The sequence below is a fragment of the Pseudomonas sp. DW-iso3 genome, assembly GCF_058725305.1.
In genome coordinates this window covers 356,627-378,389 of sequence record NZ_JBZXDZ010000007.1, presented here as the reverse complement: position 1 = coordinate 378,389, position 21,763 = coordinate 356,627, and the positions used below count along the sequence as shown (strand labels likewise).

General features: G+C 61.5%; 20 protein-coding genes. 8 read left to right on the top strand and 12 right to left on the bottom strand.

Annotated features, from left to right (window positions below):
- Nucleotides 1-21: 21 nt before the first annotated feature.
- From AC4PS7_RS22415 to AC4PS7_RS22375, 9 genes are all read right to left on the bottom strand, one after another.
- On the bottom strand, nucleotides 22-840 hold the full coding sequence (locus tag AC4PS7_RS22415; protein WP_042571474.1) for a phosphoglycolate phosphatase: 819 nt from the start codon (nucleotides 838-840) through the stop codon (nucleotides 22-24).
- Nucleotides 837-1,511 carry a ribulose-phosphate 3-epimerase gene (gene rpe / locus AC4PS7_RS22410; RefSeq protein WP_010206952.1) on the bottom strand — a complete coding sequence of 225 codons (675 nt, stop codon included), beginning with the start codon at nucleotides 1,509-1,511 and terminating at the stop codon, nucleotides 837-839. Before rpe ends, AC4PS7_RS22415 begins: the two co-directional genes overlap by 4 nt.
- 84 nt (nucleotides 1,512-1,595) lie before the next feature.
- Nucleotides 1,596-2,744: an iron-containing alcohol dehydrogenase gene (locus AC4PS7_RS22405; RefSeq protein WP_021491377.1), complete on the bottom strand. Its 1,149-nt coding sequence runs from the start codon at nucleotides 2,742-2,744 to the stop codon at nucleotides 1,596-1,598.
- 217 nt (nucleotides 2,745-2,961) lie between these two features.
- Nucleotides 2,962-3,786 (bottom strand): ABC transporter permease, encoded by an 825-nt coding sequence (locus tag AC4PS7_RS22400; RefSeq protein WP_010206955.1) that lies wholly within the window; start codon nucleotides 3,784-3,786, stop codon nucleotides 2,962-2,964.
- A gap of 12 nt (nucleotides 3,787-3,798) precedes the next feature.
- Nucleotides 3,799-5,046 carry an ABC transporter permease gene (locus AC4PS7_RS22395; protein WP_010206956.1) on the bottom strand — a complete coding sequence of 416 codons (1,248 nt, stop codon included), beginning with the start codon at nucleotides 5,044-5,046 and terminating at the stop codon, nucleotides 3,799-3,801.
- Nucleotides 5,047-5,203: 157 nt separating this feature from the next.
- Complete coding sequence (locus tag AC4PS7_RS22390) at nucleotides 5,204-6,244, bottom strand: ABC transporter substrate-binding protein (RefSeq protein ID WP_010206957.1); 1,041 nt, start codon at nucleotides 6,242-6,244, stop codon at nucleotides 5,204-5,206.
- 43 nt (nucleotides 6,245-6,287) lie between these two features.
- On the bottom strand, nucleotides 6,288-7,400 hold the full coding sequence (locus tag AC4PS7_RS22385; protein ID WP_010206958.1) for an ABC transporter ATP-binding protein: 1,113 nt from the start codon (nucleotides 7,398-7,400) through the stop codon (nucleotides 6,288-6,290).
- A 214-nt stretch (nucleotides 7,401-7,614) separates the two neighbouring features.
- Entirely contained in the window at nucleotides 7,615-8,244 is a 630-nt protein-coding gene (locus AC4PS7_RS22380; RefSeq protein ID WP_010206959.1) for a response regulator, read from the bottom strand.
- Between the two features lie 18 nt (nucleotides 8,245-8,262).
- A complete protein-coding gene (locus tag AC4PS7_RS22375) occupies nucleotides 8,263-10,257 on the bottom strand; it encodes a PAS domain-containing sensor histidine kinase (RefSeq protein ID WP_047542629.1) in 1,995 nt (664 codons plus the stop codon).
- 77 nt (nucleotides 10,258-10,334) lie between these two features.
- Here AC4PS7_RS22375 and AC4PS7_RS22370 point away from each other — a divergent pair, with 77 nt between their 5' ends.
- The gene (locus tag AC4PS7_RS22370) at nucleotides 10,335-11,309 is read left to right on the top strand and encodes an alpha/beta hydrolase family protein (protein ID WP_021491375.1); all 975 of its coding nucleotides are present in this window, start codon (nucleotides 10,335-10,337) and stop codon (nucleotides 11,307-11,309) included.
- 70 nt (nucleotides 11,310-11,379) lie between these two features.
- Here AC4PS7_RS22370 and AC4PS7_RS22365 read toward each other — a convergent pair whose 3' ends face one another.
- Genes AC4PS7_RS22365 through AC4PS7_RS22355 form a run of 3 tightly spaced genes read right to left on the bottom strand, consistent with a single transcriptional unit; the run spans nucleotide 11,380 to nucleotide 13,845 of the window.
- Nucleotides 11,380-12,147, bottom strand: coding sequence for a TerB family tellurite resistance protein (locus tag AC4PS7_RS22365; protein WP_010206963.1), 768 nt, complete (start codon nucleotides 12,145-12,147; stop codon nucleotides 11,380-11,382).
- Between the two features lies 1 nt (nucleotide 12,148).
- Entirely contained in the window at nucleotides 12,149-12,823 is a 675-nt protein-coding gene (gene murU / locus AC4PS7_RS22360) for an N-acetylmuramate alpha-1-phosphate uridylyltransferase MurU (RefSeq protein ID WP_137205758.1), read from the bottom strand.
- Nucleotides 12,820-13,845 carry an aminoglycoside phosphotransferase family protein gene (locus AC4PS7_RS22355; RefSeq protein WP_010206966.1) on the bottom strand — a complete coding sequence of 342 codons (1,026 nt, stop codon included), beginning with the start codon at nucleotides 13,843-13,845 and terminating at the stop codon, nucleotides 12,820-12,822. Before AC4PS7_RS22355 ends, murU begins: the two co-directional genes overlap by 4 nt.
- Nucleotides 13,846-13,975: 130 nt before the next feature.
- On the opposite strand from AC4PS7_RS22355, the gene AC4PS7_RS22350 reads away from it, so the two are divergent.
- From AC4PS7_RS22350 to glpE, 7 genes are all read left to right on the top strand, one after another.
- Nucleotides 13,976-16,786, top strand: coding sequence for an LPS-assembly protein LptD (locus tag AC4PS7_RS22350; RefSeq protein ID WP_010206967.1), 2,811 nt, complete (start codon nucleotides 13,976-13,978; stop codon nucleotides 16,784-16,786).
- Entirely contained in the window at nucleotides 16,761-18,098 is a 1,338-nt protein-coding gene (locus tag AC4PS7_RS22345; RefSeq protein WP_021491372.1) for a peptidylprolyl isomerase, read from the top strand. Before AC4PS7_RS22350 ends, AC4PS7_RS22345 begins: the two co-directional genes overlap by 26 nt.
- On the top strand, nucleotides 18,095-19,084 hold the full coding sequence (pdxA, locus tag AC4PS7_RS22340; RefSeq protein ID WP_010206969.1) for a 4-hydroxythreonine-4-phosphate dehydrogenase PdxA: 990 nt from the start codon (nucleotides 18,095-18,097) through the stop codon (nucleotides 19,082-19,084). Before AC4PS7_RS22345 ends, pdxA begins: the two co-directional genes overlap by 4 nt.
- The gene (rsmA, locus tag AC4PS7_RS22335) at nucleotides 19,081-19,893 is read left to right on the top strand and encodes a 16S rRNA (adenine(1518)-N(6)/adenine(1519)-N(6))-dimethyltransferase RsmA (protein WP_016977876.1); all 813 of its coding nucleotides are present in this window, start codon (nucleotides 19,081-19,083) and stop codon (nucleotides 19,891-19,893) included. Before pdxA ends, rsmA begins: the two co-directional genes overlap by 4 nt.
- Before the next feature lie 97 nt (nucleotides 19,894-19,990).
- On the top strand, nucleotides 19,991-20,371 hold the full coding sequence (gene apaG, locus AC4PS7_RS22330; protein WP_010206973.1) for a Co2+/Mg2+ efflux protein ApaG: 381 nt from the start codon (nucleotides 19,991-19,993) through the stop codon (nucleotides 20,369-20,371).
- On the top strand, nucleotides 20,371-21,222 hold the full coding sequence (locus AC4PS7_RS22325) for a symmetrical bis(5'-nucleosyl)-tetraphosphatase (RefSeq protein WP_010206974.1): 852 nt from the start codon (nucleotides 20,371-20,373) through the stop codon (nucleotides 21,220-21,222). Before apaG ends, AC4PS7_RS22325 begins: the two co-directional genes overlap by 1 nt.
- 9 nt (nucleotides 21,223-21,231) lie before the next feature.
- Nucleotides 21,232-21,561, top strand: coding sequence for a thiosulfate sulfurtransferase GlpE (gene glpE / locus AC4PS7_RS22320; protein WP_010206975.1), 330 nt, complete (start codon nucleotides 21,232-21,234; stop codon nucleotides 21,559-21,561).
- The last annotated feature ends 202 nt before the right edge of the window (nucleotides 21,562-21,763 follow it).

The following is a 21,763-nucleotide window of genomic DNA, read 5'->3' as shown; positions in this document are numbered from 1 at the left end:
GCAGAGCGCGGCCAGGAACAGTCAGGCGCGCCAACGCCAGCGGGCCAGGGCCTTGATGACTTTCATCCAGAGTTTGCGAGTGACCACCACGATGGAATTTCCAGAAGGGGACGGATCGGTATCGGGCAACGTTATCTCAGCGCCAGCTCCCAAGCAACCGGGGATTAACAGGCGCAGGTCATCAATCACCAGTGAAGGCGACTCTTCGGCGATCGGCCGACCATGGTTATAGCCGTAACTGAGAGCTACGCACTGCACACCCGCCGCCTTTGCCGCCTGCACATCACTGCGCGAATCGCCGACAAACAACGACTGCGAGGCCGGGATATTGGCCATTTTCATCACGAAAAACAGCGCCGCCGGGTCGGGTTTTTTCTGCGGCAGGGTATCGCCACCGATGATCCAGCGGAAATACCGGCCGATTTTCATCTGGTCCAACAGCGGCGCGACGAAGCGCTCCGGCTTGTTGGTGATCAGGGCCATTTCCACGCCCTGCTTGCTCAGCCACTTGAGGGTGTCGCGCACGCCGGGGTAAACCACGGTCAACTCGTGGCCGTCTTCATAGGCGGCGTTGAACAATTCCAGGGCGTGCTCGGCTTCGACTTCATCGACACCTTCAGCATCGATGTTGTTGGCCAAGGCCCGGCGCACCAGCATCTGCACGCCGTTGCCGACCCATTCGCGCACCGACTCGATCCCGGCCGGCTTACGCCCTAGCTTGAGCAGCATTTCGTCCACCGCCGCCGCCAGGTCGGGCACCGAGTCGATCAAGGTGCCGTCCAGATCGAACATCACCAGCCGTGGCAATTTGCCGGGGAACAGCTGCTCAAAGCCGCTCATGGACGCGCCAGCGCCAGCTCGGCACGCATCTTATCGATGACTTCCTGGTAGTCCGGCGCGTTGAAGATCGCCGAGCCGGCCACAAAGGTGTCGGCGCCAGCGGCGGCGATTTCGCGGATGTTGTTGACGTTGACCCCACCGTCGATTTCCAGGCGGATATCGCGGCCGGACGCATCGATCAACGCACGGGCTTCGCGCAGCTTGTTCAGCGTGCCAGGGATGAACTTCTGGCCGCCGAAACCGGGGTTGACGCTCATCAACAGGATCATGTCGACCTTGTCCATCACGTACTCAAGCACGCTCAACGGAGTGGCCGGGTTGAACACCAGGCCCGCCTTGCAGCCACCTTCGTGGATCAGCTGCAGCGTGCGGTCGACGTGCAGCGAGGCTTCCGGGTGGAAGGTGATGTAGGTTGCGCCAGCTTCCACGAAGTCGCCAATGATGCGATCCACGGGGCTGACCATCAGGTGTGCATCGATCGGCGCAGTGATGCCGTACTTACGCAGCGCGGCGCAGACCATCGGGCCGATGGTCAGATTGGGTACGTAGTGGTTGTCCATGACATCGAAGTGCACGAAGTCGGCACCGGCGGCCAACACTTTGTCCACTTCCTCACCCAGGCGGGCGAAGTCGGCAGAGAGAATCGATGGAGCAATGACGAAGGGCTGCATGACGCACCTTTTTTGAGCTAAATCACGATGGCGCGCATTGTATACCTCATGCTTTGCCGCGCGCACCGTGACCTAACTCAACGGTTAGTAAGCGGCCCGGTAGATTTTCTCGATATCGGCCGCGCTGAGCTTGCGCGGGTTGTTGCGCATCAGCCGCTCAATGCCCGCCGCCTCCACCGCCATCGCGGGGATCGCGTCCTCGGGCACCCCGAAACTGTGCAGCCCTGCCGGGATCTCCACCGCAGCGCACAGTCGCGTCATCGCTTCCACCGCCTGGTCGGCGGCATCGTTGACGCTCAGGCCGGTGACATTCACCCCCATGGCCTGCGCAATGTCCTGCATGCGCTCAACGCAGGCCAATTTGTTCCAGTGCATCACATAGGGCAGCAACAGCGCATTGCTCACGCCATGGGCGATATTGAAACGCCCCCCCAGTGGATACGCCAACGCGTGCACCGCGCCGACTCCCGCATTCCCGAACGCCATGCCGGCCATCAGGCTGGCGGTGGCCATGTCGTCACGGGCCTGCAGGTTGGCTGGGTTGGCGTAGGCCTTGGGCAATGCATGGGCGATCAGCTTGATCGCGCCAATCGCCAGGGCGTCGGTGATCGGCGAGGCGTTCAGCGACAGGTAGGATTCGATAGCATGCACCAACGCATCCACGCCACTGGCGGCGGTGACGCTGCGCGGGCAGGTCAGGGTCATTTGCGGGCTGATCAGTGCGACGTCCGGCAGCAGGTAGTCGCTGACGATGCCTTTTTTCAGCTGCGCGGCCTTATCGGAGAGGATTGCCACATTGGTCACCTCCGAACCAGTACCCGCCGTGGTGGGAATGGCGATCAGCGGCGGGCCCTTGCGCGGCACCTGGTCGACGCCGAACAAGTCCGCCAGGGCGCCGTGGTAACCGGCATAGGCGGCAACGCTTTTGGCAATGTCGATGGCGCTGCCGCCGCCCAGGCCGATCAAACCGTCATGCCCACCCTCGCGGTAGACGCGCATGCAGTCTTCGACAATGGCGATTTCGGGGTCAGGCAGTACGCGGTCGAAAATTTCGTAGCTGCGTTCGCCCAGGTGTTCGAGGGCCAGCGCCACGGTACCGGACTTGACCAGCGCGGCGTCGGTGACGATCAGCGGGTTATCCACATCCAGGCGCGTCAGCTCGGCGGCCAGTTGTTCGATGGCGCCCGCGCCGGTCAGCAGTTTATGGGCGATCTTGAATGAGGAAGTACTCATGTGCGCGGCCTCTTATTCGGAGATGGGCTGGCACAAGAATAGCTGGGGAATCTGGGTTGCCTAGCATTCAGCGGCTGAATGGCAATTTCTGGTTCAACACAGGCCCCATGTGGGAGCGGGCTTGCTCGCGAAGGCGGTGGGTCAGCCAGTGCACGTGTTACTGATAGACCGCATTCGCGAGCAAGCCCGCTCCCACATTGTGATCTTCATCTGATAGTTAAACCTGTGCGGTGCGCAGTTTCTCGCTACGCCCGCGCAACCACTCCAGGGTCAGCAACAACAACACCGAGAAGGCAATCAGCAAGGTCGCGGCGGCGGCAATCGTCGGGCTGAGGTTTTCGCGGATGCCGCTGAACATCTGACGCGGCAGGGTCGCTTGCTCGGGGCCGGCGAGAAACAGCGTTACCACCACCTCATCAAACGACGTGGAGAAGGCAAACAGCGCCCCGGAAATCACGCCTGGTGCAATCAACGGCAAGGTCACCCGGCGAAACGCAGTGAGTGGCGAAGCACCCAGGCTGGCCGCCGCCCGCACCAGGTTGTGGTTGAAACCCTGCAACGTCGCCGACACGGTGATGATCACAAACGGCACGCCCAGCACCGCATGCACCACGATCAGCGAGAAAAAACTGTTGCCCAGGCCCAGTGGCGCGAAGAACAGATAACTGGCCACGCCAATGATCACCACCGGCACCACCATCGGCGAAATCACCAGCGCCATGACCAGCGCCTTGCCAGGGAAGTTGCCGCGAGTCAGACCAATCGCCGCCAAGGTACCGAACACCATGGCCAGCACCGTGGCCGCCGGGGCGACAATGACGCTGTTCTTGAGAGCACGCATCCATTCGGCGGAGGCGAAGAAATCCTGGTACCAGTGCAGCGAGAAACCCTGCAACGGGTACACCAGAAAACTGCCACTGTTGAATGACAGCGGGATGATCACCAGCACCGGCAGAATCAAAAACAACAGGATCAAGCCGCAGAGGATCCGCAAGCTGTAGAACCACACCCGCTCGACGGGCGACATATAAGGGCTCAGCATCGAAAGGTCTCCTCAGCTCAGGCGCAGGCGGCTGGCGCCTACCAGCCGGTTATAGATCAAATACAGCACCACGGTGGCCAGCAGCAGCAAGCCACCCAACGCCGTTGCCATGCCCCAGTTGATGCTGGTGTTGGTGTAGAACGCCACGAAGTAACTGACCATCTGGTCGTTCGGGCTGCCCAGCAATGCCGGGGTGATGTAGTAACCAATCGCCAGAATGAACACCAACAGGCAACCGGCGCCGACACCGGCGTAGGTCTGCGGGAAGTACACACGCCAGAAGCTGGTGAACGGATGGCAGCCCAGGGAAATGGCCGCACGCATATAGGTGGGCGAAATGCCCTTCATCACGCTGTAGATCGGCAGGATCATGAACGGCAGCAAGATGTGCACCATGGAGATGTAGACGCCGGTACGGTTGAACACCAGCTCCAACGGCTTATCGATCAGCCCCATGCCCATCAGTGCGCTGTTGATCAGGCCGCCGGACTGCAGCAGTACGATCCAGGCCGCCACGCGCACCAGGATCGAGGTCCAGAATGGCAGCAACACCAGGATCATCAACAAGTTGCTTTGGCGTGCAGGCAGATTGGCCAGCAGGTACGCCAGGGGATAAGCCAACAGCAGGCAGACCGCCGTGATCACCAGGCCCATCCAGAAAGTACGGGCGAAGATGTCCAGGTAAATCGCCTGGTCCGGCGTGGCCGGTGCCACTTCACCGAGGTCGTCGATGCGGTGATCGACAGCCGCCAGCAGATAGAACGGCGTCAGGCTGCTGGTATTGCGCCGGATCGCTTGCCAGTACGCCGGGTCACCCCAGCGTTCATCGAGGCTTTCCAGCGCTTCTTTATAGGAGGCCGGCGCTTCACTGAACGGCAGCGCCCGCGCGGTTTTGGTCAGCAGGCTGCGGTAGCCGGCCAGTTCCATGTTCAAGCGCTTGGACAGATCGCCCAACGTCTGGTTTTGGCGGGCTTCGCTCAAGTCCTCACTGAGGGCCTGGTACACCGGCTCGCCCGGCAGGCCCCGGCCATCCCAGGCCGTCACCGCCACCACGGTACGCGGCAAACCGCCTACCACTTCCGGGTTGCCGACGCTTTTGAACAACAGCGCCACAATCGGCACCAGGAACACCAGCAGCAAGAACAGCACCAGCGGCGCAATCAAGGCCTGGGCCTTCCAGCGGTTGAGCCGCTCGGCACGCGCCAGGCGCTGCTTGAGGGTGGGGCTGCTGACCTCGTTCGAGGGAACGGCGATGGCCATGGCTGACTCCGAATCTTGAAAATGAATGCAACCTTTCACACACAAGAAATCCCTTGTGGGAAGGGGCTTGCCCCCGATGGCAGACTTTCAGTCAACACATATATCGACTGGACCGCCGTCATCGGGGGCAAGCCCCCTCCCACAGGGTTATGCAGTGTTACTTGGCAGCCCAGGAATTGAAGCGCTGCTCCAGCTGCTCGCCGTTATCCGCCCAGAAGCTCACATCGATCTGCACCTGGTTGGCGATGTTTTCCGGAGTGGTCGGCATGTCCTTCAGCACGTCCTTGGCCAGCAACGGTACGGCTTGGGTATTGGCCGGGCCGTAGGCGATGTTTTCCGAGTAGGTCTTCTGTTGCTGTGGCTGCACCGAGAAGGCGATGAATTTTTTCGCCGCTTCGGCACGATCCTTGGCCAGGCCTTTAGGGATGGCCCAGGCGTCGAAGTCGTAGATGCCGCCGTTCCACACCACTTTCAGGTTGCTTTCTTTCTGCACGGCGGCAATGCGGCCGTTGTACGCCGAGCTCATCACCACGTCACCCGAGGCCAGGTACTGCGGCGGTTGTGCGCCGGCTTCCCACCACTGGATCGACGGCTTGAGCTCGTCGAGCTTCTTGAACGCGCGGTCCTGGCCGTCTTTGCCGGCCAGCACTTTGTACACGTCTTTCGGTGCAACGCCGTCAGCCATCAAGGCGAATTCCAGGGTGTACTTGGCGCCTTTGCGCAGGCCACGCTTGCCAGGGAATTTCTTGGTGTCCCAGAAATCCGCCCAGCTGGTTGGCGCGGATGCCAGCTTGTCGGCGTTGTAGGCGAGCACCGTCGACCACACGAAGAAGCCCACGCCACACGGCTGGATCGCACCCTTCACGTAGTCAGCCGTGTTGCCGAACAGTTTCGGATCCAGGGGCTCGAACATGTCTTCATCGCAGCCGCGGGACAGTTCCGGCGACTCCACTTCCACCAGGTCCCAGGACACGCTCTTGGTGTCGACCATGGCTTTGACCTTGGCCATTTCACCGTTGTACTCGCCGGCGACGATCTTGCCGTTTCCCGCGCTTTCCCACGGTGCATAGAAGGCCTTGACCTGGGCCGCCTTGTTCGCGCCGCCAAAGGACACGACCGTCAGATCCGGGCCTGCCATGGCCTGTGTCGCACCCATCAAGCTCAATGCCAAAACGGAATACTTCAAGGAACTCAACATTGTTGTTCTCTCCACGTGCAGGGTTGGTGAAGCCAGGGGGCGATCAATTCGCCTCTAAAAGTGGGTCGAGTGCGCGAACGTGCTCGACTTGCCAGCCAATCGGTACCACGTCGCCGACCGCCAGGGCTGGATCCAGCTCGGCAATCGGTTGTTTCACAAAAAAATCGGCCTTGCCGCAGACTTCCAGGCGCACACGTACGTGGTCGCCCAGGTAGATGAATTCCGCCACCCGCCCGGAAAAGCGGTTGACGCAAGATTCGCTGGAGCCATTGAGGCTGACGCGTTCAGGGCGTACCGACAGCGTCACCGGGCCACCCACCTGGCCGACGTTGACCGCCAGCGCCTCGACCTTCTCGCCACGCGCCAGCTCCACCACGCAGCGCTCGCCGCTATGGCTGTGCAGGCGGCCATTGAGGCGGTTGTTCTCGCCGATAAAGTTGGCGACAAAGGTGTTCTTCGGTTCTTCATACAAGGTGCGCGGTGCAGCGATCTGCTGGATCTCGCCCTGGTGGAACACGGCCACCCGATCAGACATGGTCAAGGCTTCGCCCTGGTCGTGGGTCACGTACACCACCGTCACGCCGAGGCGCTGGTGCAGGTGCTTGATCTCCATCTGCATGTGTTCGCGCAGTTGCTTGTCGAGGGCGCCGAGGGGTTCGTCCATCAGCACCAATTGCGGTTCGAACACCAGCGCTCGGGCCAAGGCCACGCGCTGTTGCTGGCCACCGGAGAGTTGCGCGGGATAGCGCTGGGCGAACGCGTCGAGTTGGACCATGCTCAGCACGCGTTTGACCCGCTCGCTGATATCGGTCTTGCTTAAAGCTCGCACCGACAGCGGGAACGCCAGGTTCTCGGCGACCGTCATGTGCGGAAACAGCGCGTAGTTCTGAAACACCATGCCGATGTCGCGCTTATGCGGCGGCACATTGTTGATGGAGCGCCCGGCCAGCTGGATTTCGCCGGCGGTCGGCGTTTCAAAGCCGGCGAGCATCATCAGGCTGGTGGTCTTGCCCGAACCGGAAGGCCCGAGCAGGGTGAGGAACTCGCCCTTGCGAATCTCCAGGTTGAGGTCTTTGACGATCAGGTTCTCGCCGTCGTAGCTCTTCTGCACGCCACGAAAGCTGACCAGCACATCATTTGAATCCACCTCGCTCATACCAACACCTTTTTGTTTTGGACTGCTGTGAGACAAGCGTAGTCCAGGCGCGAGACCCCGAAAATCGGGGGCCAGGAGAGAATCACATCAGCCGGATGGAAGGTTGGGGGTAGGGATCGCCCTACACGGATGGCGGGGATGGGACAGTGCCACGCTGCCGTGCACCGGGAATGGGATCAGCGCGGCTTACAGGTGGTCGTAAACAGGCATGTTGTTACAGCAACTTGTGTTCCATGGCGTACTTCACCAGTTCCGCCAGGGAGGTGATATTGAGCTTTTGCATCAGCCGCGCCTTGTGGGTGCTGATGGTCTTGCTGCTCAACGCCAGTTGTTGGGCGATGTCGTTGACGTTCGCGCCCTGGGCCAGGCGCTCGAACACCGAGAACTCACGCTCCGACAGGAGTGAATGCAACGGGCGGGCATCGGTGAGGCCGACTTCGAAGACCATCCGGTCGGCCAGGTCCGGGTCGATATAACGCCCACCCGCCGCCACCTTGCGAATCGCCGTGAGCAACAGCGCCGGGTCGCTGTCCTTGGTGGCGTAACCGGCCGCGCCCACCTTCAAGGCGCGGGCGGCCATTTGCGCTTCGTCGTGCATCGACAGCACCAGGATTGCCGGCGGATTGTTCAGCGCACGGATGCGCGCAATCGCTTCCAGGCCATTGACGCCGGGCATCGAGATGTCCAGCAACACCACCTCGCAGGGCACGTGGCGCAGCGCCTCCAGCAATTGCTCGCCATTGCTGGCTTCTCCAACCACCAACAGGTCTTTGGCCAGGCCGATCAATTGCTTGATGCCTTCACGAACGATGGTGTGGTCTTCGGCTACCAATACGCGGATCACAAGGGCTTCCTCTTGGTGTTATGCATCCAACGGCACCGTGACGCTCAGGGTGGTGCCCTCCCCCAACTCGCTGTCCAGGCTCAATTGCCCACCCATGATCAGCACGCGCTCGCGCATGCCCACCAGGCCAAACGACACCGGGCGGCCCTGGGCCTGGACGAAACCGACGCCATCGTCGCTGATGGTCAAGCGCAAATCCGTGCCCTCCAGGGCCAGGGTCAGTTCAACAGTATGCGCCTGGGCATGGCGCATCACATTGGTCAGCGCCTCCTGCAGGATCCGAAACAAGCCAATGGCCTTGGCATCACTGAGTGTCGGCAGGTTATCCGGCACCTGCACCAAACAGGGAATTTGCGTACGCGCTTCAAAGCGCCGCGCCTGCCACTCGATGGCTGACGCGATACCCGCATCCAGAATCGGCGGACGCAGCGCCGTCGCTACGTCCCGCACCAACTGGAATAGCTGGGCGATCAAGCGCTTCATGCTGTTCAAGCGCTCGTGCAAACCGGGGTCAAGTTGCGCGTAGGCCAACTCACACATTGAGGTCTCGAGCTTGAGCACCGTGAGCATTTGCCCGAGTTCGTCGTGCACCTCACGGGCGATGCGTGCCTTCTCTTCTTCGCGAACGGTTTCCAGGTGAGCGGACAGTTCGCGCAGCTGTGCTTCACTTTGCAGCAATGCCGCCAGGGTGCGGCGCAACTCGGTGACGTCATTGAGGTAAACCACCAGGTATTCGGCCTCGGCAAACCGCAGAAAGCTCAAGGACACATTGGTCGGCAGGATGCTGCCGTCTGCGCGCCGGCAATCGGTGGCGAAGTTCTGCGGCCCGTCTTCGCTGGCCCGCGCGCGTTTCCATAGGTTGAGCCAGCGGTCCATGTCCAGGCTCGGATCAAGGTCGACCAGTGGCCGCTCGATCAGTGCGCCGGGGCCGTAGCCGAGCATGCTTTCGGCCGCACGGTTGGCGTAGCGCACGTGGCTGTCCCAGTTGACCCAAAGGATGCCGACGGTGCTTTGGTCGATGGAAAACTGAGTCAGCCGCAAGGCTTCGGCACCGGCGGCGCGGGCGGCGCTTTCTTCGCGCGCAGCCAAAAGGTTGTGCTCCAGCACCCGTTGTTGGCGGCGCAGCCAGAATACGGTGGCCAGGCTGGCGAGCAGCAACAGGCCGAGCAACAGGCTGAGGTTTTGCCACAGGCCCGGGGATTCCGTCAGGCGTGGGTATTTGGGTTGCAGCCAGCGGCTGTGCAGTTGGTCCAGGTCGCGGGCGGGAATGGCGCGCAGGGCGCTTTCCATGATGCTGGCCAGTTCCGGCCATTCCCGGCGCGTGGCCACCCGCAGCAATTGCGGCAGGCCGATATCGCCCACCACCGCCAGCCCGGCGAACTCCGCCTCGCCGGACAAACGGCTCAATTGCGCTTCATCCACCACCGCATAACGCGCTTGCTGGCTTACCAGTAATTGCAGGGCCTGTCGCTCCATGGGCACGCCTTGCAGGTTCAGGCCGGGATAGGTGCTGCGCAGGTAATCGGCCACGGCGCTGGGCATGCGCACGGCGACGCGGGATTGCTCATCGAGTTTCTCCAACTCCACCGCCCCGCCGCCATCACGGATGCCAACGATGTGTTGCGGCACGCGCATATAGGGGTCGCTGAACAACCAGAGGCGCAAACCGGCCGGCGTTTGTTGCAGGCCGGGAGCGATATCCACCTCGCCGTCGCTCAGGGCCGCTTCCAACTGCTCCTGGTTTGGGAAGTTGCGCCAGGTCAATTCGATGTTCAACGCTTTGGCCAACCACTGCATCAGCTCGACGTTGGCCCCGGACAGCCGCTGCAAACGCCGGTCGTATTGCGCGAACGGCGCCTGTAACACCAGGCCCACCCGCAGTTCCGGGTGCTGGGCCAGCCATTCGAGTTGTTGCGCATTGAGTTGCGCCTGGGGCGCGACGGGCGCAGGGGCGGCATTTGCCATCAAGGCAAGGCACAAACAGCCGATAACCAGCAGACAGCGAAAACCCATGATCCACGTCTCACATCACTGACAAATACTGACCAACCCATTAGGCTGCTGGAATCACTTCTGGCCGGGAATTTACGATGCCCTTTTTTCACCGTTCAGCACTGCCAGCATTGTGCCTGTCGCTGCTTTTTACCAGCGCCTTTTCTGTACGAGCCGCAGACGCGCCCGAACCTGCCGCGGAAAAACCGGTCGAGCGCCAACCCTTGCCCGAGCGCAGCCAGGCAGAAGCCAGCGCCCTGGAGCGCAAGATCCCGCAGCAGGAACAGCAACAATTGCAGGCCGGCAGCGATTCCTTCCTCGCCCTGTGGAAACCGGCCAACAGCGCCGAGCCCGAAGGCGTGGTGATTATCGTACCGGGTGCCGGCGAAAATGCTGACTGGCCGCAAGCAATCAGCCCGTTGCGGCACAAATTCCCGGACGCCAATTGGGGCAGCCTCAGCCTGTCGTTGCCGGACGTGAGCGTGGATACGCTGCCACCGCGTGTAATGGAAGCGCCCAAGGCGACTGTCGACACCAGCAGCAAGGAAGCGAGCACCGCCGACAAACCCATCGAGCAAGCCGCCAGCGCCGAAGCCGAAGGCACCGACCCGGCGGTGGTGCCCGGTGCCGATGAGCAGGACAAGTCCGACGCCTCGCGCATCTTCGACCGCATCGACGCCGCCGTGGCGTTCGCCCAAACACAAAGCGCGCGCAGCGTGGTACTGCTCGGCCATGGCACCGGTGCCTGGTGGGCCGCACGTTATTTGAGCGAGAAACAACCGTCCCAAGTGCAGAAGTTTGTGATGGTGGCGGCACAGACGCCCAGCGGACGTCATCCGGATGTACAACAACTGGCCCCTGGCCTGAAGTTGCCGACCGCCGATGTCTTCTATCAAGACAACGCCCAATCACGCAAAAACGCCCTGGCCCGCGCGCAGGCGGCCAAGCGTTTGAAAAATGAAGGTTACAAACAGGTGTCCTTGACAGCCTTGCCCGGCAACAGCGCTGCCGAGCAGGAGCAGTTGTATCGCAGGATCCGCGGCTGGTTGAGCCCGCAGGCGACGGCTGACTGATCGCTGACTGTGAACCCGATCAAACTGTAGGCGCTGGCTTGCCAGCTCCTACAGAGGGGGGTTGGGCACACTAACGGAAATCCCGACGCTCGCGAATCAACGCATAGGCGTTATGCAACTCGCGAGTACGCTCGGTTGCCTCACGCACTTGTGCGGGGCTGGCGCCGGTGCCGGCGATCTTGTCCGGGTGGTGGCGGCTGAGCAGTCGACGATAAGCCCGCTTGATCACAGATGGCTCGGTGGTGGCCGTCACACCCAGCAAGCGCAACGCGTCCTGATAGGTAACACCGCGACTGACCAGCGGCTTGCGCTCCGGCTTGTAGTCGGCTGCCAGCGCCTGCAGCTGCTGCGGCGTCCACCCCAGCCATTTGCCCCACAGGTCAATCAAGTCACGTTCGGCGTCATCCGCCCGTCCGTCCGCCCAGACCATGCGCCAGCATGCGCGCAATAAGCCTTCCGCGGCATGGGGTTGGGCCTTGAGCACACGTAGATAACTGCGCACCCGGTCGGAGCCGGACTTGCCGCGATTGAAGGCCGCAATCGCGCGACGTTGGGCCGAGTCGGTCATCTCCAGCGAGCGCATTTCCTGGCGCGCTTGTTGGATATGACCATCGGCGACCCGACCGTTGCTCTTGGCCAAACGCCCCAGCAACACGAATAACAGCTCGTCATTGCGCAACGCCGGGCGCCCGCCCAGGCGCTCGCGCAACTGCGCCCAACTGTGCAGTTGCAGGCGGCGGTCGAGTGCCTGCCCCAACAGTGCGCCCAGCATGGCCCCCGGAATACTGGCAATGGCAAAGCCAGCCCCGGCGCCGATCAGCGTCCCTGGCCACAGCATGTTACTGCCCCGCTGTCAGCAGGGTTTCGACCTGCGCCAGGCGCTCCAGCGTACCGACATCAATCCAGCGTCCTATCATGTGCTCCCCCGTCACCAGTCCCTTGGCCATCGCCGCCCGCAGCAGCGGTGCCAGCTTGAAGGCACCCGCGCTGCACCCCTCGAACAACTTGGGGTCGAGCACGGAAATGCCACTGAAGGTCAGGTTATCGGCACCGGGCGCGGCATCATGAAGCAAACCTTGATCAAGGTAGAAATCACCGCCCGAAGGGTGATGGGCCGGGTTATCGACCATCACCAGATGAGCCAGGCCCTTGAGCGGCCGTTTGAGTTGGGTGAAGTCGTAGTCGGTCCAGATATCGCCATTGACCACCAGGAAAGGTTCATCCCCCAGCAAGGGCAATGCCTGGAAGATCCCGCCGCCGGTTTCCAGCGGCTCGCCCTCGGGGGAGTAACGGATGCGCAAGCCAAATTGCGCGCCATCCCCCAGGTAGTTTTCGATCTGCTGGCCGAGCCAGGCATGGTTGATCACGATATCGGTGAAGCCGGCCTTGGTCAGCGCTTCCAGGTGATACTCGATCAGACGCTTGCCGCCGGCCTGCACCAGTGGCTTGGGCGTGTGCAAGGTGAGTGGGCGCATCCGCTCGCCCTTGCCGGCGGCCAGGATCATCGCCTTCATACATTGGCCTCGGCGGGTTGGCGCAGGCTGGCGAGCAATTCACCCAACGCGCTCAACTCCGGACGGTCGGCCAGCACAGCTTCTATATAAGCAAAGAAGCGCGGCACGTCGGCCAGATAGCGTGGCTTGCCGTCACGATGGCAAATGCGCGCGAAGATACCGATGACCTTGAGGTGGCGCTGCACGCCCATCAGGTCGCTGGCGCGCAGGAAATCGTCGAAATCCGCCTGCACCGGAATGTTCAGTTGCCGCGCACGCTCCCAATACCCACGCAGCCATTCCTGCACGCGGGCCTTGGGCCAGCTGAGGAAGGCGTCCTTGAACAGGCAGGTTATGTCATAGGTAACCGGCCCGTAGACCGCATCCTGGAAATCCAGCACGCCAGGGTTGGGTTCGCTGATCATCAGGTTGCGCGGCATATAGTCGCGATGCACCAGCACTTTCGGCTGCGCCAGGGCACTGTCGATCAGGTGATCACTGACGCGCTGCCATAGCGCTTGCTGCTGCGCATCCAGTTCGATACCCAGGTGACGGCGCACGTACCACTCCGGAAACAATTCCAGCTCGCGGCGCAGCAAGGCGAGGTCATAGCTGGGCAGCGGCGCGTCCATCGGCAATTGCTGGAAAGCCAGCAAGGTGTCGATGGCATCGGCAAACAATGGGTCGGCATTTTTGTCGTCAATCACGTCCAGATAGGTTTTTCTGCCCAGGTCATTGAGCAAAAGAAAGCCGCGCGGCAAATCTTCTGCGTAAATTTTTGGAACATTTATCCCTGACTTCGCCAGCAAATGCGCGATATCGACGAATGGTTTGCAGTTTTCCTGGGGGGGGGGAGCGTCCATGACCACGAAGGTACGGCCACCGCCTTCCCAACGGAAATAGCGCCTGAAACTCGCGTCGCTGCTGGCCGCGGTCAATGTGGCCGGGGGTACGACACCCCAGCCTTGAGCGTTGAAAAGGATCGGCAACTGCTCATCCAGCCAGACTTCCAGCTGTTGTAAACGTAGATCTTGCTCGGGCATTACAAGGGTCTCCGACGGCGCTAGCCGTCAAGCGGGGCATGCTTTATTATCACGCATCTTTTTCAGACCATCGAGAGGCGTGCGGCCCAAACCGCGGGCAGATGGCACGCAGGAAGCCCGGACTAATAAGATGGCATTGAAATCCCCCGCGTTTCGTAGAAAATTTCCGTTGCTGGTAACCGGCAGTCTGCTGGCCTTGCAACCCTTCGCCACCTCATTCGTGGTCGCCGCGGAACAGTATGACTGCTCAGTCTCTGCTTCGGGTGCCTGGGATTGCGCGCCGAAAACCGCCGCAGCCCCTCTACCACCGCGCCCGGTGCATGATGGCGCAGCCATCAGCTCCGCCAACAGCACGGCGCAGACCGATGCTGGCGGCAAAGCCGAGGCCGAGCCCAAGACCGCACTGGTCACCGAATCCAAAGGCCGTGGCCTGCGCTCGCGCAGCGCCGACTACAGCCACCTGGACTGGGTACCACGCGAGAAGCTGACCGCCGCGCAGTTGGCCGAAACCGGCCCGTACTGCGGGGGTGCGTACATCGAGCCGACTCGTCCTGGCATGAACGACAAGACGAACAAGAGCGATGCGCCCACCTTCATCGGCGCCAAGGCTTCGCGTTACGAGCAGGAACAACAAGTCGCTACCCTGGCCGGTGACGTCGTCATGCGCCAGGGCAGCATGCAGTTGGAATCTGAAGAAGCCAGCCTGTACCAGGCCGAGAACCGTGGCGAGCTGAACGGCAAAGTCCGTCTGCGCGACAACGGTGCACTGATCGTGGGCGACCATGCCGAAGTGCAACTCGATACCGGCGCGGCCCAGATCGACAACGCCGAATACGTGCTGCACAAGTCGCGCATCCGCGGTAACGCGCTGTACGCCAAGCGTGCTGAAAACGCGATCATCCGTCTCAAGGACGGTACGTACACCACCTGCGAGCCAGACAGCAACGCCTGGCAGCTCAGGGGCAACAACATCACGTTGAACCCGGCTACCGGTTTCGGTACGGCGACCAACGCGACGTTGCGGATCAAGAACATCCCGATCCTCTATACCCCTTACATCTATTTCCCGATCGACGACCGTCGTCAATCCGGCTTCCTGCCGCCGAGCTTCAGCACCGGCAGCGAAACCGGCTTCACCCTGGTTACGCCGTACTATTTCAACCTGGCGCCCAACTACGACGCCACGTTGTACCCGCAATACATGACCAAGCGCGGTTTGTTGATGGAAGGCGAATTCCGCTACCTCACCAAATCCAGCGAAGGCCAGTTCGGCGGCGCGTACCTGAACGACGACAACGACGAGCGCAGCAAGCAGACCGACTACGAAAAAACCCGTTACATGCTCAATTGGCAGCATCGCGGCGGGTTGGATTCGCGTCTGGCGACCCAGGTGGATTACACCCGGATCAGCGATCCTTACTACTTCCAGGATCTGAAGTCGTTCCAGGAAGGCGTTGAAAGTCGGGATGCCCTCAATCAACAGGGTTCCGTGACCTACCGGGGCGACTCTTACCAGGCGCGCCTGAACGTCCAGGCTTACCAGTTGGCGACGATCTCCCAGATCACGCCGTATGACCGGTTGCCGCAAATCACCTTCAATGGTGCGCTGCCGTACCATCCGGGCGGGCTGAACTTTACCTATGAGACCGAAGCTGTTCGCTTTGAACGCAGCCTTGAAAAAGGCACGTTCACCGATCAGGACGGACTTGTATCGCCTCGCCTGGACACCTACGTCACCGGCCTCACCCGCGCCAACGGCACACGTTTGAACGTTGCGCCAGCCGTCGACTACCCGATGAACTGGACCTACGGGTTTATCACACCGAAGCTCAAGTACGTTTACACCAAGTACGATCTTGACCTCGACAGCATCGGCAAGAACCAGATCATCGCCCAGCAAGCGGCGGCCACTGCGGCCAACCCGTACGCCGGTGGCGATTTCAAGAGCTCGCAAGACCGCGCTGTGCCAGTCGCCAGCGTCGACAGCGGCCTCTATTTCGACCGCAACACCAACTGGTTCGGCAAAGACTATCGCCAGACTCTCGAGCCGCGTGCGTTCTACCTGTATGTGCCAAACAAGGACCAGAGCGACATCCCGGTCTTTGATACCAGCGAATACTCGTTCAGCTACGCCTCGCTGTTCCGCGACAACCGCTTCAGCGGCTCTGACCGGATCGGCGACGAGAACAAACTGTCCCTGGGCTTGACCAGCCGCTGGATCGAAGAAAACGGCTTCGAGCGTCAGCGCGTATCCGTGGGCCAGGCGGTGTACTTCAAGGATCGTGAAGTGCAACTGCCAGGCATCCTCGCGGCTGACCGTGCCGATGCACAGTCCGATGTTTCGCCGGTAGCTCTGGACTACGAGTTCCGCTTCAACCGTGACTGGCGCGCCACTGCCGACTACAACTGGGACACCGAGGAACACAGCCCTCGTTCCGGCAGCGCGATGCTTCACTACCAGCCGGAAGACAACCCGAACAAGATCATCAACGTCGGCTATCGCTATCGTAACGACCAGGTCGTCTACAACCAGCTGACCGGCAAATGGCAGTTCGGTGGCGACTACGGTCAGCCAGGCGATCCGAATTTCGTGAAGGATTACTACAAAATCCAACAACACGACTTCTCGATGATGTGGCCGATCATTCCACAGTGGAACCTGATCACCCGCTGGCAGTATGACTACGCTCGCAACCGTACCCTGGAAGCCTTCGGTGGTTTCGAGTACGACAACTGCTGCTGGAAACTGCGCGTCATCAACCGTTACTGGGTTTCCAACGACGAATACAGCCAGATCGCCCCGCTTAACGAAAAGGGTGACCACGGGCTCTTCTTCCAGATCGTCCTCAAAGGACTCGGCGGCCTGACTGGCGCCAAGGTAGAGAGCTTCCTCGACAAAGGCATTGAAGGTTATCGTGAACGTGAAGACCAAGCTTTCTGATTGTCTGCGCCCGCTAGTGCTGGGCGCGCTGTTCCTGGGTACCGCATCGGCGCACGCTGCGGTTCAAGAACTGGATAAGGTCGTGGCCATCGTCGATAACGACGTGATCATGCAGAGCCAACTGGACCAGCGCGTCAAGGAAGTCCAGCAAACCATCGCCAAGCGTGGCGGTGGCGTGCCACCGACCAGCGTTCTGGACCAGCAGGTACTGGAGCGTTTGATCGTCGAGAACCTGCAACTGCAGATCGGCGATCGCTCCGGCATCCGTATTTCTGACGAGGAACTGAACCAGGCCGTGGGCACCATTGCCCAGCGCAACAACATGAGCATCGACCAGTTCCGTGCAGCCCTGGCCCACGACGGTTTGTCCTATGAGGACGCCCGTGACCAGATCCGCCGTGAAATGATCATCAGCCGTGTACGTCAGCGCCGTGTGGCCGAGCGGGTTCAGGTGTCCGAGCAGGAAGTGAAGAATTTCCTGGCGTCGGACCTGGGCAAGATGCAGCTTTCCGAAGAGCTGCACCTGGCCAACATCCTGATCCCGACACCGGACAGCGCCAACTCCGAGCAGCTCAATGCAGCCGCCGCCAAGACCCAGGCTATCTACGAGCGCCTGAAGGCAGGTGCCGACTTCGCGCAAATGGCGATCGCCCAGTCCGGCAGCGACAACGCACTGGAAGGCGGCGACATGGGCTGGCGTAAAGCGGCTCAATTGCCTCCGCCGTTCGACCGCGAGCTGAGCGCAATGGAAGTGGGTGGCATCACCCAACCTGCGCGTACACCGGGTGGTTTCATCATCCTGAAGCTCCTGGAAAAACGCGGCGGCGAAACGTCGCTCAAGGATGAGGTGCACGTTCGCCACATCCTGGTCAAACCAAGCGAAATCCGCACCGAAGCCCAGACCAAGGAACTGGCCCAGAAGATCTATGACCGCATCGAAAGCGGTGAAGACTTCGCCACCTTGGCCAAGAGCTTCTCGGAAGACCCGGGATCGGCCCTCAACGGCGGCGACCTGAACTGGATCGACCCGAAAGCCTTGGTGCCGGAGTTCCAGCAAGTCATGGCCGACACCCCGCAAGGCGTACTGTCCAAGCCATTCAAGACCCAATATGGCTGGCATGTGCTGGAAGTCCTTGGCCGTCGCGCCACCGACAACACCAATCAAGCCCGCGAGCAACAAGCACTGAACGTACTGCGTAACCGCAAATACGACGAAGAGCTGCAAACCTGGCTGCGTCAGATCCGCGACGAAGCCTACGTTGAGAACAAGCTGCCAGGCGCCCAGACAGGCACCGACCAGGCAGTTCAGTGAAACCCCAGCGTTTCGCGGTGACACCCGGCGAGCCGGCCGGCATTGGTCCTGACCTGTGCCTGCTGCTCGCCTCGCAACCCCAGCCACACCCCCTGATTGCCATTACCAGCCGCGACCTGCTCCTTGAGCGGGCCGCGCAGCTGGGTGTGGCTGTCAACTTGCTGGAGGTGGAGCCAGGCAACTGGCCCGACCTGCCCGCCCCTGCCGGCAGCCTGTACGTGTGGGACACCCCGCTGCAGGCCAAGGTGGTTGCCGGCCAACTGGACAAGGCCAACGCCGCGTTCGTGCTGGAAACCCTGACGCGCGCCGGGCAAGGCTGCATCGACGGTGACTTCGCCGGCATGATCACCGCGCCAGTACACAAAGGCGTGATCAACGAATCCGGCATCGCCTTTTCCGGCCACACCGAATTTCTCGCCGAGCTGACCCACACCGAACAAGTGGTGATGATGCTGGCGACGCGCGGCCTGCGGGTCGCGCTGGTGACCACGCACCTACCGCTGCGTGAGATTGCCGACGCCATCACCGTCGAGCGACTGGAGCGCGTGACGCGCATCCTGCATGCCGACCTGCAACAGAAGTTCGGCATCGCCCGACCGCGCATCCTGGTCTGTGGGCTCAACCCCCACGCCGGCGAAGGCGGCCACTTGGGCCATGAAGAAATCGACATCATCGAACCCACCCTGGAGCGTCTGCGCCAAGAAGGCATGGACCTGCGCGGCCCACTGCCTGCGGACACTCTGTTTACCCCCAAATATCTGGAGCACTGCGACGCAGTGCTGGCGATGTACCACGACCAGGGGCTGCCGGTGCTTAAATACAAAGGCTTCGGCGCCGCCGTCAACGTGACACTGGGCCTGCCGATCATCCGCACCTCCGTCGACCATGGCACCGCCCTGGACCTGGCGGGCAGCGGCAAGATCGATACCGGCAGCCTGCACGTGGCCCTGGAAACCGCCTATCAGATGGCCGAGACCCGTATATGACCGAGCATTACCAACACCGGGCGCGCAAGCGCTTCGGGCAAAACTTCCTGCATGACGCTGGCGTGATCGACCGCATCCTGCGCTCCATCCATGCCAAGCCTGAAGACCGCCTGCTGGAAATCGGCCCGGGCCAGGGCGCATTGACCCAAGGCCTGCTGGCCAGTGGCGGCCAACTGGACGTGGTTGAGTTGGACAAGGACCTGATCCCGATCCTCAACCAGCAGTTCGCCGGCAAGCCCAACTTCAACCTGCATCAGGGCGATGCACTGAAGTTCGACTTCAACACCCTCAACGCCGCGCCCAACAGCCTGCGCGTGGTGGGCAACCTGCCGTACAACATCTCCACGCCGCTGATTTTCCACCTGCTGAACAACGCCGGGATCATCCGCGACATGCACTTCATGCTGCAAAAAGAAGTGGTAGAACGTCTGGCCGCAGGTCCTGGTGGTGGTGATTGGGGCCGCCTGTCGATCATGGTTCAGTACCACTGCCGCGTCGAACACCTGTTCAACGTGGGCCCTGGCGCGTTCAATCCGCCGCCAAAGGTCGACTCGGCCATCGTACGCCTGGTGCCCCACGCCGTGTTGCCACACCCGGCCAAGGACCACAAACTGCTGGAGCGTGTCGTACGCGAAGCGTTCAACCAACGTCGCAAGACCCTGCGCAACACGCTCAAGGCACTGTTGAGCAATGCCGAGATCGAAGCTGCCGGCGTCGATGGCGGCCTGCGTCCGGAGCAACTGGACCTGGCCGCATTCGTGCGCCTGGCCGACCAACTGGCCATTCAGCCTGCACCAGCCGCGGACTGACAGCACCGAGCTAGGCTAGACACATGTCTGGCCTAGTGCCCTCCTCTTGGCCTAGACTGAACCGCATCTGCTGTCTTCCGCTTTTAAGGCCTCTTGCATGTCCGATCCTCGCTACCAGATCGACGTCAGCGTCGTCACCCGCTTCCTGGCGGACCAATCCCAACCTGAACAGAACCGCTTTGCCTTTGCCTACACCATCACGGTGAAAAACAACGGGCTGGTGCCGGCCAAGCTGCTGTCGCGCCACTGGGTGATCACCGACGGTGACGGTCAGGTCGAAGAAGTTCGCGGCGCCGGCGTGGTTGGCCAGCAACCGTTGATCGACAGCGGCGCCAGCCATACCTATAGCAGCGGCACGGTGATGACCTCCAAAGTCGGCACCATGCAGGGCTCCTATCAGATGAAAGCCACCGACGGCCAATTGTTCGACGCCATCATCGCGCCTTTCCGCCTCGCCGTGCCGGGAGCCCTGCACTGATGGCGACGTATGCGGTCGGTGATCTGCAAGGCTGCCTGGAACCCCTCAAATGCCTGCTTGAGCGCGTAGCCTTCGACCCAGCCAACGATCGCCTGTGGCTGGTCGGTGATCTGGTCAACCGCGGCCCGCAATCCCTGGAGACGCTGCGCTATTTATATCGCCTGCGCGACTCCCTGGTGTGCGTATTGGGTAATCACGACCTGCATCTGCTGGCAGCCGGCAATAACATTGAGCGCCTGAAAAAGGGCGACACCCTGCGGGAAATCCTCGAAGCACCGGATCGCGCCGAACTACTCGACTGGCTGCGCCGGCAAAAAATCATGCATTACGACGAAGGCCGCAACATGGCCCTTGTCCATGCTGGCATCCCGCCCCAGTGGACGCTGAAGAAAGCCCTCAAGTGCGCCGCCGAAGTCGAAAGCGCCCTGGCCGATGACACCCTCTATACCGCCTACCTTGACGGCATGTACGGCAACGAGCCAGTGAAGTGGGACAACGACCTCACCGGCGTCACGCGCCTGCGGGTCATCACCAACTACTTCACGCGCATGCGCTTCTGTACTGCCGAGGGCAAGCTCGACCTCAAGAGCAAGGAAGGCGCGGACACCGCGCTGCCGGGCTACAAGCCCTGGTTTGCTCACAAGGACCGCAAGACCCGCGACACCCCGATCATTTTCGGCCACTGGGCGGCCCTTGAGGGCAAGTGCAATGAGCCCGGCGTATTCGCCCTCGACACCGGCTGCGTGTGGGGCGGCGCCATGACCCTGATGAACATCGACACCGGCGAGCGTCATAGCTGCCAGTGCGAATCCCCTCTTCCCGTTACACTGCCGGCTACTGCCAAGCCATAGGAGCCCGCCATGAGCGAATTCAAACGTATCCCCCCCGAACAAGCCCAGGCGCTGCGCGAGCAAGGTGCCGTGGTGGTCGACATCCGTGACCAGCCAACGTATGCGGCTGGCCACATCACTGGCGCCCAGCACCTGGACAACGTCAACATCGCCGATTTCATCCGCGCCGCCGACCTCGATGCACCTGTGATCGTGGCCTGCTATCACGGCAATTCCAGCCAGAGTGCAGCGGCTTATCTGATCAGCCAGGGTTTCTCCGACGTCTATAGCCTGGATGGCGGCTTTGAACTGTGGCGTACGACTTATCCTGCGGAAATTTCTTCCGGCAATTCGCAATAATTTTTTTCACACCCCGCTACCCCGCGTGACGCTTGGGCTCGCGCCGTTTCTGACGAACGGCGCAGCCAAACTAATTGCGCATCGCGCCTTGACCTCTCCGATTCCGAACTATCCTTAAGCGCAGGCCATCCGAATCAGGGGAGAGCCGGTACACCGGCGTGCGGGTCATCGGTAGCGTTTCAGGGTGTTTGGGGGGAAAACA